11 protein-coding genes are annotated in these 12,972 nt (G+C 67.2%); 5 read left to right on the top strand and 6 right to left on the bottom strand.

What is annotated here, in order from left to right; genetic code table 11:
- Positions 1-3 precede the first annotated feature (3 nt).
- The 4 genes from ACFC0O_RS45640 (at position 4) to ACFC0O_RS45625 (ending at position 2,714) form a co-directional block, all read left to right on the top strand.
- Entirely contained in the window at positions 4-918 is a 915-nt protein-coding gene (locus ACFC0O_RS45640; protein ID WP_375968534.1) for an SDR family oxidoreductase, read from the top strand.
- A gap of 127 nt (positions 919-1,045) precedes the next feature.
- The gene (locus ACFC0O_RS45635) at positions 1,046-1,387 is read left to right on the top strand and encodes a hypothetical protein (RefSeq protein WP_364638737.1); all 342 of its coding nucleotides are present in this window, start codon (positions 1,046-1,048) and stop codon (positions 1,385-1,387) included.
- Complete coding sequence (locus tag ACFC0O_RS45630; RefSeq protein WP_375968533.1) at positions 1,384-1,515, top strand: hypothetical protein; 132 nt, start codon at positions 1,384-1,386, stop codon at positions 1,513-1,515. The genes ACFC0O_RS45635 and ACFC0O_RS45630 overlap by 4 nt, the downstream gene beginning before the upstream one ends.
- A gap of 29 nt (positions 1,516-1,544) precedes the next feature.
- Positions 1,545-2,714 carry an alpha/beta hydrolase gene (locus ACFC0O_RS45625; protein WP_375968532.1) on the top strand — a complete coding sequence of 390 codons (1,170 nt, stop codon included), beginning with the start codon at positions 1,545-1,547 and terminating at the stop codon, positions 2,712-2,714.
- A gap of 70 nt (positions 2,715-2,784) precedes the next feature.
- On the opposite strand, the gene ACFC0O_RS45620 is transcribed toward ACFC0O_RS45625, so the two are convergent.
- The 4 genes from ACFC0O_RS45620 to ACFC0O_RS45605 all read right to left on the bottom strand — a co-directional run bounded on the left by ACFC0O_RS45620 (position 2,785) and on the right by ACFC0O_RS45605 (position 9,692).
- Positions 2,785-6,585: an arabinosyltransferase domain-containing protein gene (locus tag ACFC0O_RS45620; protein ID WP_375968531.1), complete on the bottom strand. Its 3,801-nt coding sequence runs from the start codon at positions 6,583-6,585 to the stop codon at positions 2,785-2,787.
- A gap of 264 nt (positions 6,586-6,849) precedes the next feature.
- Positions 6,850-7,212: a hypothetical protein gene (locus tag ACFC0O_RS45615; RefSeq protein WP_375968530.1), complete on the bottom strand. Its 363-nt coding sequence runs from the start codon at positions 7,210-7,212 to the stop codon at positions 6,850-6,852.
- 69 nt (positions 7,213-7,281) lie between these two features.
- Positions 7,282-8,586 carry a uracil-xanthine permease family protein gene (locus ACFC0O_RS45610; protein WP_375968529.1) on the bottom strand — a complete coding sequence of 435 codons (1,305 nt, stop codon included), beginning with the start codon at positions 8,584-8,586 and terminating at the stop codon, positions 7,282-7,284.
- Complete coding sequence (locus ACFC0O_RS45605) at positions 8,583-9,692, bottom strand: aryl-sulfate sulfotransferase (protein ID WP_375968528.1); 1,110 nt, start codon at positions 9,690-9,692, stop codon at positions 8,583-8,585. The genes ACFC0O_RS45610 and ACFC0O_RS45605 overlap by 4 nt, the downstream gene beginning before the upstream one ends.
- Before the next feature lie 146 nt (positions 9,693-9,838).
- On the opposite strand from ACFC0O_RS45605, the gene ACFC0O_RS45600 reads away from it, so the two are divergent.
- A complete protein-coding gene (locus ACFC0O_RS45600) occupies positions 9,839-10,432 on the top strand; it encodes a helix-turn-helix domain-containing protein (protein ID WP_375968527.1) in 594 nt (197 codons plus the stop codon).
- On the opposite strand, the gene ACFC0O_RS45595 is transcribed toward ACFC0O_RS45600, so the two are convergent.
- Entirely contained in the window at positions 10,425-11,345 is a 921-nt protein-coding gene (locus ACFC0O_RS45595; protein ID WP_375968526.1) for a hypothetical protein, read from the bottom strand. The genes ACFC0O_RS45600 and ACFC0O_RS45595 overlap by 8 nt on opposite strands.
- A 182-nt stretch (positions 11,346-11,527) precedes the next feature.
- A complete protein-coding gene (locus tag ACFC0O_RS45590) occupies positions 11,528-12,901 on the bottom strand; it encodes an ABC1 kinase family protein (RefSeq protein ID WP_375968624.1) in 1,374 nt (457 codons plus the stop codon).
- Positions 12,902-12,972 lie beyond the last annotated feature (71 nt).

Here is a 12,972-nt window from a genome sequence, read left to right as displayed (position 1 = left end):
ACCATGTACGAAGTGCCTGATCAGACCGGTAAGACCATTGTCGTCACGGGGGCCAACAGTGGCACCGGCAAGGAAGCGGCGGCACGGCTCGCAGCCGCGGGCGCACAGGTGATCATGGCCGTGCGCACCCCGGCCAAGGGTGAGGCGGCCAAGGCGGAAATCCTCGCGCGGCATCCGGGGGCGAAGCTCGAGGTGCGGCGGATCGACCTTGCCGACCTCGCCTCGGTAGGGTCCTTCGCCGATGAGCTCACCGCCGCGGGCACACCGCTCGATGTACTGGTCAACAATGCCGGTGTGATGGCACCGCCGGACCGGCACACCACCGCCGACGGCTTCGAATTGCAGTTCGGCAGCAACTTTCTCGGCCCCTTCGCACTCACCATGCGCCTGCTTCCGCTGCTGTTGCGCGCCGAACGTCCGCGCGTGGCGACCATGAGCAGCGGCACCGCGAACTTCGGCCGCATCAACTTCGATGATCCGCAGTGGGAGCGCCGCTACAGCCCGAACCGCTCCTACGCGCAATCCAAGCTCGCCGACCTGATCCTGTCGCTGCGCCTGGCCGAGGTCGCCGAGCAGCGCGGCTGGAACCTGCTCAGCGCCGCCGCCCACCCCGGCTACACCCGCACCAATCTGCAAACCGCCGGCGCCAGTCTCGGGCGCGAGAAGCCCGCGCGCGGCTGGCTCAACAATCTCGGCTTCCTGCCTTCGCAAGAGGCCGAACAGGGTGCCGAACCGCTGCTCTACGCCGCCGCCGATCCCGGTGCGCGAAATGGTGAATACTACGGCCCCACAGGACGATTCGGACTGGTCGGCCCCACCGGAACCGCCACCATCACGCGTCGCGCCCGGGATCGCGAGACCAATACCGAACTGTGGGCACTGGCCGAGCGGCTCACCGGCACCCGGCTGCCCGCCTGACCGGCGTCCGGCCCGGCCGGGTACGCCGCGTTGCCCGCCCGAACTCTTCATGCCAGCCTGGAAGACAGAGCATGCCCGATCGCGCCGCCACTCGCGGTGCACCGGGCAGGCGGTCGAGGAGGATGTCGTGGGCTATCAGGCGGGACTGGAGGGGCAGGCGCGGCTGCGGGTCACCGTGGAATTCGAGGCGGATACCCGCGAGGTCGGAATCGGCTGGTCGCCCGCCAGTGCGACAGCCGCGCACATGACACTCGAATACGCGCGAATCTTCCTGGTGCCGTTGGCAATCGGGGCCGAGCGCACCTACCTCGAACTCGTCGACGGCCACCCCTGGGCGACGGTGCGCCTACCCGGCACCCTGCCGGCCGGGGAGTACGCCATCGAAGTCGACGGCTACGGCGGCGCCAGCTGGGGTGACGGCCGCCTGGACGCGCGCGGCCGCAGCCTCGCCTTCACCATTGCCCCGTGATCATTTGGCCGGGTCTGTGCCCGGTGGATTTCGTGGGGACGGGGGTGCGGGGGCGCGTTATGCTGCTCGGCGATATGGGCCGCGCCGTTGTTCGGTATGGCGGGGCGGTGTGGGGAGCGGTCGAGTAGGGCCGCATTGCGGAAGGGCATAACAGGATATGGGTGGCTTCGCTGTGCGAGGGGCGCGGGAGCGCCGACACAGATCCCGGGGTGGGTGGGGCAGGCGGACCGTTGTAGGTGCCGTCGCGGTCGCACTACTACCGTTCGGGGCGTCGGTGGTAGTGGCGGGACCCGCTGTGGCGGAACGTGATCCGGCGGCGTTCGACTTCTCGGTCGACTCCGCCATGGGCGCGATCAACACCCGGATCATTCGCGCCGCGGACGGCAATACCGATCGGGTGGTGTACCTGCTCGACGGGGAACGCGCGCAGAACGATCTGAACGGCTGGGAGCTGCACACCAGCATTCCGGCGGCACTGGCCAAGTTCAATATCAATGTGGTGATGCCGGTCGGCGGCGAATCCAGTTTCTACGCGGACTGGAATGAGCCGAGCAGCTTCGGCGGCGTCAACCCCGATGCGTCGCTGCTGCCCGGGCGCGACTCCGGATCGGCCATCGCGGGCTGGGATGAGACGCAGGGCAAGACCAACACCTACAAATGGGAAACCTTCCTCACCCACGAGCTGCGCGACGCGCTGCGAAATCGGCTGGGGTTCAGCGATAGTCGCAATGGCGTCTTCGGGCTCTCCAGCGGCGGCAGCGCCGCGGTGGTGCTGGCGGCCTACCATCCGGATCAATTCGTGTACGCCGGATCGCTCTCGGGTTATCTGCATTCGTCCGCGCCGGGCATGCGAGAAGCGTTGCGGCTGGCCATGATCGCCGCGGGCGGCTACAACATCGACTCCATGGCGGCGGCGGGCAGCCCGGCCTGGGAGCGACAGGACGCCGTCGGTTTCGCGCCGACGCTGATCACCAATAACATCCGGCTGTACATCGCCGCGGGCAGTGCCGTTCCGGCGCAACAGGATCTGTCCTCGGTGGACGCCGTCATCCAGGGCATGCCGCTGGAGGGGATCGCGCTCGCCAATACCAAGGCGTTCCAGTCGCGGTTGCAGGGGCTCGGATACGACAATGTCACCTACGACTTCCCGAGCATCGGTGTGCACAACTGGGGACAGTGGGAGCAGGTGGCCAACCGCATGCTGCCCGATATCGCGCAGCACATCGGCAAGCCGCTGCCCGCGGGGCAGCAGCCTCCGGGCGGACAGCAGCCGCCCGGTGACGGGCAGCAGCCGCCGCCGGGTGGCGGTGCGCCGCCGCAGAAGTAGGCACGGTTGAAAAGGTCCGCCGCAGTCCGGGATTCGGAGTGCGGCGGACCTTTTCGGCTATTCGAGCGTGTTACTCGGTCTTGATCGGGGCGTCATCGACCCAGCCCCAGCGGTTTTCGACGCGCACCGTGATATCCGCCTGCGGCGCACGGGCATTGGCGGCGAACTGATAGCGCTGTAGCTCGCCCCAGTCGCGGGTCCAGTCGTGGTCCAGATAGGACGGGACCGTGCGCGGGGTCAGCAGCAGATCGATCCAGCCCAGTGGGCCGCCACCGGAATCACCCTGCCATGAGGTCGAGACCTGGGAGTTGAGCTTATCCGGCAGGATGCGCCAGCCCGGCAGTTCCCCGACGCCGTCCAGGTGATTGAGCGGCTGTTGGCATGGGAAGGCCAGTCCCACATGGAAATCCGTCAGCACCGGCTCGGACTTGCCGACGACGGTGTTGAGAGTCGCCAGTTTGGGCAGGCGCGGCGGCGTCACCGCCAGCCACTGCTTATCGGTGAGATCATCGACCTTGGCGACCAGGCGAATCGCATTGGTCTGCGCGGGAATTCGATCCAGCGCGATCGGCAGATTCCGCCACATGGGCGCACCGCCGACACCGGGCGGGACCAGATCACCCAGCGGGGTGACGGTGCCGTCCTCGGCGCGATGCGCGAATTCCACGCGCAATTGCTGACCGTCGACGTGATGGCCAGTGTCATCCGTCGCGGCGATTCGGCCCGCGACCGTCAACACCAGCACGCGGTATGCGGAATCCTTCTGCACCGCAGCGAGATCCATGCGATACCACTGCGTGGTCAGATGCGCGGGCTGCCTGTCGCCGCTGGTGTAACTGCCGAGTATCGGCGTGCGCGCGGCATCCAGCCCGAACGGTAGAGCGACTGTGCTGCCATTGATTCCGGTCTCGGTGGTGGACCCGCCGGGTCCACCGGGCGGCGGACCGCCGTGTGCGCCCGGACCGCCCGGGCCACCGCTCGGACCGCCACCGCCCGGACCGCTTCCGGAAGGTCCGCCGCCGGAAGGTCCACTGCCCGAGGGCGGTCCGGATTGCTTACCGCCCGGTCCGTCCGGTATGAGATCGCCGGCGCCATTCGCGGTGAAACCGGTGTTCTCGGCGGCGAGCCCGTCGGCGGGTTTGCCACTGTACGGCTCCAGCACCGAACCGGGCGTATCAGTCTCCACCAGTACGTCATCCGCCAGCGCGCAGTCCTTGCCCGTGAGCGTGCGCAGATTCGACAGCGCCACCGAATACGCCGGATATCGCGCGTACGCGGCCTGCGCCATGGAAGCCACCTCGAACAGCACCAGTGCGGCCGCCGCCACCGTCAACGGCCTGATCCGATCGAAACGCCCGGTGGTAGAGGCGGTTCCGAGCGGATCGCGATAGTACTTCAACCCCGCCACCACCAGGCTCAACGTCGCGAGCGCCAGGAAAATGGTGGCGATACTCATCCCGCCCAGCACCGGCGCGCGATCCGGCCACGACACCCCGTACCCGGAGACATACCACCAACCATTGGACCCGGTGAAAGTGACGGCGAGTAGGAACAGCACCCCCGCACCGAACAGCCATCGCCGATACGGCGCACGAACCCTGTTGCCGCTCAACGCGACCGTGGTGATCGCCGCCAACGCGGCGGCAAGCCCCGCGTACACCCCGAAGTGATGCGTCCACTTGGTCGGCGTGAACATCATCAACAGCAGCGCCATGACCACAATGCCGAGCACCCGCGCCACCGGCCCGCGCGCGGTATCCGGAATCCGGAACCCGCGACCTCGCGCCACCAGTACGGACACCACCAGGCACAGCAGCATTCCGAGAATCCCGAACCGCCTGGCCAGCGACCCATCCGGAGTCAGCGACAACAGCGATTCCCACCGCGTCGGCTCATCCGACCACCCCAGATTCGGCCCCACCAGCGTCCGAACCCGCGTCGCCTCGAGCACCGACGCAATCGTCTGATCCGCGAACACCACAACGAGCACCAGCACCCCGGCCGCCACCATAGGTGCCACCAACGCGCCATATCGCAACAGACCACGGCCGAAATGGGTTCGGGCCGGGGCGATGTCGCGCCGGTTGGAGTGGTCCTCGACCTGTGCCTTCGCATCGAGCTGGCCGCCGCGCGACGCGAGCGGCGCGCGACCCGCCGCGATGCGACCGGAATCGGTTCGGGCGCGGGCGATTACGGTGCGGATGACCGAGCGGGAACCGGCGATCAGGGCGGCTACGCAGATCAGGCCGCTGGGACCGGCGGCGAGGGAGAAGGCCGCGATCAGGACCGCTATGGCGGCGGGGAGTAGGCGGCGGGTGGCTATGGCGCGCTCCATCGAGCACCAGGTGAGCAGAGCGCCCAGGGCGATCAGGGGTTCGGGGCGCAGGCCGTTGTTGTAGGGGAGCCAGATGGCCAGGAAGATCAGCGCGGCGGTCCAGCGGGCGGCCGCGTGCGCGCGGACGCGGGAACCGAGGCGGGGCAGCACTTCTCGGCTGATGACCAGCCAGCACAGTATGCCCGCGAGCAGGGATGGCAGGCGCAACCAGAGGCTGGCGTCGGTGAATCTGATCAGCTGGGCGAGGATTTCGTACGGCCAGCCGAAGGGGGCCTCCGCGACCTGGAACCAGCGGTAGTAGTTGGCGGTGTATCCGGCGTGCTTGGAGGCCCGGGCCATGGTGAGGATGTAGCCGTCGTCGGAAGTGTTGGCCCCGATCACATGCCACAGCGCCAGCACCGCGATCACCACGCCGTCCACCCGGCCGAATCGCCACCAGCGGGCGGGCAGGAACCGGCGCGCCCTGCGCCCGTCGGCGGAGTCAAGCAGGTGCAGACAGGCCAGCGCGATCAGCGTGCACAGCACCGCACCCACGATCGCGGCTAGCTTGAGCGCGCTCGGACTCGACGAGAACCGCGAATCGATCTCGGCGTGCAGCCGCGCATCGGTCAGTCGCGCCCGATCCAAATCCGTGTAGACGCCGACGATCTGCGGGCGCACATCCTTCTCGACCGTGGTCCGATACGGCGTCCCGTCCTTGCGATTCAGTCCGGTGAGCTCCACCGTGGTCGCCCCGGACGTCGAATGTACGACCAGCGCAACGCAATTGGGAGGCGGTGACGTCTCCTGATTCGCCGCCGGGCCCGCACCGCTGCCGATCACCGAGTTGGTGCCCGGATCCGTGCCCGGGTTCGAGGGTGTATTTCCAGCTGGCGGAGTGGAATCCGCAGGCGGCGTACTGCCGGGTGGCGGTGTGCTGCCCGGGGGCGGGGTCGATCCCGGCGGTGGAGTACTGCCCGGAGGCGGAGTCGCACCTGGCGGTGGTGTCGATCCCGGCGGGGGAGTCGCACCCGGCGGTGGTGTCGAACCTGGCGGGGGAGTCGCACCCGGCGGTGGTGTCGAACCTGGCGGAGGTGTTGCGCCCGGCGGAGGTGTGCTGCCCGGGGGAGGGGTGGACCCAGATGGAGGTGTGTTGCCCCCGACCGGCTGATTGCCGCCGGGTGGCCCGGTGGCAGGGGGTTGGCTGCGAGCGGTGGTCGGCGGATTCGGGTCGAATATCGGCGCGGCCGTGGATATCTCGGTCAGCGGCACCGTGAGGAGCGGGGTATCGCGGAGCAGGACCGAGAGGGTGCGGCCGGAGCCGTTCTTGTCCTCGATGCGAGCCAGCAGGCCCTTCGCCGTCGCGCCCTGGGATTTGGGCGGGACCGTTGCCAGCACGGTGCCGGTGGTGAGGTCACGCAGGGCGGTGCAGGGGATGCTCACATCCAGGGCGAGGGGGACGTAATCCACCAGGGGCGCGGTGAGCTGGATCGACTGTGGCTGCGGCCAATCCAGGCTCGCGCGGTCCTGGCGCACCGGTAGCAGCGGTGTCAGCACCGCCAGCAGAATGCCCAGTACGCCCGCGAGGAGTCCGATCAGCCTGATCCGTTGCGGTCCGATCGGCCCCGGCCCGCCCGGTCGGTCGCCGCCTGCCCCACCCCATAGCGAAATTCCCCGTGCCGTAATCGGAATCGTCCCCCATCCACCGGCGTACAGCCGCCGACGTCACTGCCGTTCACGCACCGGGGCGCGGATCGATTCCACCCCCGGCTTTTGCCGCCCCCGAGGCTACCGATAGCCGGTGGCCCGCCGCCTCCCGAATTATTTGTTCACGGTGAGCAGCCAGGAGCCATTGCAGCCCTGACCGGAGTTCTGCTCGGCGTCGTAGGTCCAGTCCCGGGGGACCTCCTTGTCGAGGCGCACCTCCCAGAACCCGTTCGGCGAGGTGATGATCGAATTCGCCTCATCGGCGACCACCGTGGGCTGCTCATTGTCGTCGTAATTCCAGGTGCCGGACACCTCGGGATATTTCAGGGTGAGCGTGAGCGGCCCCCCGCTGTGATTCGCCACCACCAGGCAGGAGCCCGGATGATCGTCTCCGCGTTCGGCATTCGCGGGTGTGGCGGTGAGGGCCAGCAGCACACCCGCGCCGAGGGCAGCCGCCGATACCGAGATGAGTCGCATTGTTTCTCCCCTGATCCGCCCACACAGTACCGAATCCCCGGTATCCCCCTCCAGTTGTGAGATCTCCAGTTATGGCGAGGGTGCCGCGGCCGGTGTACGGCGGCTGAACAGCAGGTGTACCAGCACTCCGGTAATGGCGGACATGGTCACCCCGCTGCCGAGCAGCAGCCGCAGATCCGACGGAAAGCTCTTGTAGAGCCCGGGCACCAGAATCGGCAGCAGTCCGGCGGTGAGCGCGGCGGTCGCGGTGATGAGCGCGGCATCGGAATCCAGATCGACCTGCCGGAACATGCCGATGGCCGCCGCGATGATCATGGCGAACACAATGGCGGCGGTACCGCCCACCACCGGTCCCGGCAGTGAATTCACCAGTCGCCCAATGGGAGCCACGAAGGCGGCAATGACCAGCAGCGCACCGGTCAGCATGGTGACGTACCGGCTGCGCACCCCGGTCAGCCGCAGCAGCCCGACATTCTCACCGCTGGTCACCATGGTCGCGCCGCCGAACAGTCCGCCCAGCAGCGAGGTCACCGCGTCACCGCGAATGGTGCGCCCGGTGGTCACGCCGGTATCGATCTCCTTGCCGATGATCTTGGCGTTCAGCACGGTCTGCCCGGTCGCCTCGGCCATCGAACCGATGCTGAAGACCAGCAGCGGTACGGCCGCCAGGAAGTCGAAATGCGGTGTGCCGAAGAGGAACAACCGCGGCAGCTGCGCGACCTCGGATCCCGATTGCAGATGGAATTGCCCCAGCGCGGCCGCCACCAGGCAGCCCGCGATCATGCCGAGCAGCACCGATACCCGTCGCCACGCCCGCGGCAGGAACCGGTGCGCCACCACGGTGCTCACCACGGTCACCCCGGCCAGCGCCACCGCGGTCCGCGAAGGCTGTTCGCCGACAATGAGATTGCCCGCGACCTTGACCAGGTTGACCCCGATCACCAGCACCATGCTCGCCATGACCACCATCGGCAACCGGGTCACCAGCCGCCGCGCCACCGGCACCAGCACGATTCCGGCCAGCGCGGTGATGATCACCGCACCGCTGGCCGTCGCCGCATCGGACTCCTGCGCGATCTGAATGAACAGCACCACCGCCGCCCCGCCCGGCAGCATGACGAACGGCAGTCCCGCGCCCAGCGAAAACCGCCCGCTGGATTGCAGAATCGTGCCGATACCGCTGAAAAGCAGGGTGGCGCAGAGCAGTGCGCGCGCCTGACCGTCATCGAGTCGCAGGCTGTGCGCGATCAACAGCACCGAGGTGATCGGCATGGCGACCATGACCGCCAGGTGCTGTAGCGCGGCGGTGAACGCACGCCCCGGCGGCGGCACCTCGTCGACAGCCGAATCCGGCCGCACGGCGGTAACACTCACAGCGCACCGAGCCAGGGGATGTCCTCGCCGCGGTAGCGGTAGGCGCGGAAGATGGCATTGGAGATGCCGGGGAACACCGCCGCGGTATCCGGATCCGGGTATTCGGTGAAGGACGGCACCACGTACTCCCAGACGATCCGCCGCTCCGGCGTCACCTCGAAGATGCGCCCGAAGGCCGCCTCGGTGATCAGGGTATTGCCATTGGGCAGCCGCTGCGCCCCGCCCATGAACGGGGTGAAGAACGCCTCGCGCGGCGAATCCTGATAGCTCCACGCGATATCGCCGGTGGCGGTGTCGATTTCGACGACCCGGCTGTAGGTCACCGATTCCCCGGTGCGGAAGGTGCCGTTGTCGAACACCAGAATCCGCCCGTCCCCGACCGGGGTGGCGTGATGCTGCTGCGCCAGGCTGGCGCGATCGGCCAGCGTGGTGGCCTTCCCGGTGCGCCGATCGATGGTGATCACCGCCGAAACGCTGCGCAGGCTGGCGACCACGGTGTGCTCATCGAGGGGGTACACGCTGTTGATCAGCGGCCAGTGCTCGCGCCAATAGTGCGGCTGCAAGCCGAATTCGGCGGGATCGAGGTGTTCGACCGCTCGCCATTCCCACAGCGAAGTGCCGTCGGGGGCGGCCTCCCTGATGACATCGGACCAGACGATCCCGTCGGCCTCGGTGCCGGGGACACCGCCCTGGATGCGCGCCGCATCCGCCGCGCGGAGCGGTTCCACGGCGGTGTACAGCACGCGGCCGTCGTCGTAGTGATGCGCGTCGTGGTGCTGGTAGTCGTCGCGAATCTCGTTGAGCAGCACGCCCTGTGCGTCGTACCGGCCCATCGAGCCGCCACTGTACTTGCGCCACATGGCGAACAGCGGCGCGATATTCAGGGTCGCCCCGTTGTAGGCGAGCACGCCGTCGGGCAGCAGCCGGGCATGCCTGCCCGGCCGGTACGGCAGTGTCCACCGGTGCGCGAGCTCGCCGTCCAGGTCGACCAGATCGACGATGCCGTTGCCGGCCAGCGGCGCGTACAGCGTGTACCCGGGCGAGGCCAGTTCGCGATCGCTGCCGATCAGACCCGTACCCCGACGTTTGAGCGTGTTCTGCTCCACCGAACAACCTCCTGAATATTTAGTGATACTGAATATTCAGTACGACGGCGCTCGGCAGAAGCCTTCTGCTCACGGTGAGGCAAACCCGTGCGATCGTCCGTGCGGGGCCGACAATGAGGCGGTTCGGATACCGACGAGAGGGCGATGTGAGCGGCGAGAGTGTGGCGGGATCCGATTCCGGTCTGCGTGATGTCATCCATCGCCGCAGGCGCGCGGCCGGGCTGACGCTGGCCCAGCTCGCGGCGCATACCGAACTCTCGCAATCGTTCCTGAGCCAGCTGGAGAACGGTCGCACCAATACCAGTCTGCGGTCGCTCCAGCGCATCGCCGACGCGCTGGGCACCACCGCCACCGAACTGCTTGCTGCCGCCGACAGCGCTCCCACCGCGACGGTGGTGCGGGCCGCCGATGACACCGCGCTGGCGCAGGCCGAGCACGGCGGCGACGGCTCGGTGCGCTCGCTCGTGCACGGCGCGCGGGATCTGCGCGCCCTGGAGTTCACCGGCGGCACCGAACGCGGTGACCGCGAATTCGCGCACGGCAATGACGAATTGATCCACGTGGTGGCCGGAACCATCACGGTGATCGCCGGTGGCGAGGAGATCGTCCTCGCCACCGGCGACAGTTACTACTGCGTGGCGGGTGTGGCTCACCGCTGGTGGGCGCACACCCCCGAGACCCGCACACTGGTGGTCGCGGTGGCAGACGGCCGGACCGTGCGCCGCGCCCGGATCAGCTGACGGTGAAGGAGAACGTCGGCGCGGTGCCTTCGCCCTTCTTGGCGTCGTAGGTCACCACATAGGTTCCGGTGCCGGGGGAGGGCACCACGAAAATCGCGAAATTCTTTGCGTTGTCGATGGTTTGATTGCGTTCGAGCAACTCGTTGATGGGTCCGCGAATATCGGCGGGCAGATTCTGGCCGTCCGGTGTTTTCACACTGAAGTATTCGTAGAAGATATTCGAGCCGCCATCGGAAATACCCGATCCGCCAATGATTTTGACGTGCAGCGCGAGATCCATCTTCCCGTTCTCGCCCTTGCTGTAACTGGGACTCAGTGTGCCGCCGGTGATTTGGATCGTCGTCTGATCCTGTACCAGGGTGCCCGAGACGCTCAATTCCTTGGGCTTGACGCTCTCGACCTTGCCGTCGGCGGACAGCGGGATGGTGGTCTGATTCTCGGCGGCGGTGCCGTAGATGACCTTGATGGTGTCCAGCAGATGCTGGGCGTCGGACAGCTTCTTCACCGTGGTGGTGACATTGCCGGTGGCCGAACCCTTTCCGGGCACGGCCGGATTGTCGAAGCCTGCCCCGGCGTCGATCTCATTGCCCACCTGCAACGTCGGCACGACGCTCAGGGTCTTGTTATCGGTGGTGTTGTTCTTGTAGGTGATGTCGATGCGGATCTTGGCCCCGCCGAACTCGTCCGGGATGACGGTCGCCTTGTCCACCGTGATGTCGAAGCCCTCGTACCAGCCGGTCTTGCCGACGGTGCGGACGGTGGCCTGACCGTTGGTGGAGGTGCCGCCCGGGCTGCCGCCGCCGGGCTGGCCGGTGCCCATCGGCTGCGCGATTTGCGAACTGGTCGGCCCGGCCTTGGTGTCCTTGTCATTACACGCCGTCATGAGCAATGCCGATGTGCTGATTACGAGCACCGCCCCCACGGTCGTGAATATGCGGCTTTTTTGCACCGCTTTACCTTTTGATTGGATTGTCGATCGCACGCTCTGCCTCCCAGAAGATTTGCCATCTCAGTGCGCGACGCCCGGAAGATCCGGACGAGTGATTCGCAGTGAAATCCTCTATGACGCTATGTTCGTTAACGGGGTGATGGTGGTCACATTCGCCAATCTCGGTGCAGGCGGCCCAGTTCGGTGATCGGCTCCTCGTCGTACAGCCATTCCCGGGCAATGCGATGCCAGTTCGCCGTCGCGCGCAGCTGACCCAGGGTGGCGCAGGTCCAGAAGTCGACCCGGCGGGAGAACAGGTGCTCCGGCGGCAGATTCTGCCTGCGCATACCGTCGAATTCGGCGATGCGCGGATCGACCGCGTGCAGGAAGGCGGCCGAGGCCAGCTCCGGGGTCAGCGGCAGGTCCTCGTCCACCAGGCTCCACTCCGCCGCCGACAGCACGTAGTCGTAGCACTCCTCGGGGGTGACGCCGGACTGCTCGTCGATAACACCGCGCTCGACCATGAGCCGGTACAGATCGTCATCGCGATCCTCGGCCGCGGCGCGCAGACAGGTGGCCTCGAAGGCTATGTGCTCGCGCGCCATTCGCTTGTAGAGCCCGAAATCCAGGAACGCCACGCGACCGTCCGGGCGCAGCAGCAGATTGCCCGGATGCGGATCACCGCAGAATTCGGCGAACTCGAACAGCGAACCCACGTAGAAGCGGTAGACGATCTCGCCGATGCGATCGCGTTCGGCGTCCGGCAGCGCCCGCATGGCCTCGAAATCGAGGCCGGGGGTGTATTCGGTCACCAGTACGCGGCGGCTGCTGTACTCCGGAAAAGCCTGCGGCACAGTGATGAACGGGTGATCGGCGTACATATCCGCCACATGTCGCTGGGTGCGGGCCTCGACCTCGTAGTCGAGTTCGTTCTCGAAATTGGCGCGCATCTCGTCCAGCACGCCCAGGGTGAAACCGGGCAGCATCACCTGCTGCATCAGCACCCGCAGCATGCCGAGATTGCGCAGATCCGCGCGCACCGCCAGATCGATGCCCGGATACTGCACCTTCACCGCCACGGCCGTGCCGTCGAAAAGCCGTGCGCGGTAGACCTGCCCGATGGAGGCGGCCGCGATCGGCTCCGGTTCGAACTCGGCGAACAGCTCGTCGAGGGGTTTGCCCAGATCCTCCTCGATGACGTCGCGCATGGCCGCGAAGTCCACCTGCGGCGCGTGATCGAACAGCACCGCCAGGCGGCGCTGGAAGCTCTCCCGATACCTCGGCGGCACCAACTCCACATCGAGCAGCGACAGCAGCTGCCCGAGTTTCATCGCCAGGCCCTTCATCTGACCGAGCACCGAAACCAGTGATTCGGCCAGATGCACTACCGACTCATCGGCCATGCGGGCGCGCACCTCGGCCGATCTGCCGATCATGGCGAGTTTGGTCCGGCGCTTGCGAACGGCCTGCACGGCCACCACCGCACCGAGTTTGGAACCGCGGGCCAGCCGCGAGGTCGATACGGGCTTCGATCCGGTCATGGCCGGCCTTTCCACGGGATCGATATCGTCCTCGACCGTGCCGCGATCACGATCGCCGATCAGCATCATCG

The sequence above is a fragment of the Nocardia sp. NPDC056100 genome (assembly GCF_042266325.1).
Taxonomy (GTDB): Bacteria; Actinomycetota; Actinomycetes; order Mycobacteriales; family Mycobacteriaceae; genus Nocardia.
Note: the sequence above shows the minus strand (reverse complement) of the source record. Positions and strands in the feature narration are given on the sequence as shown.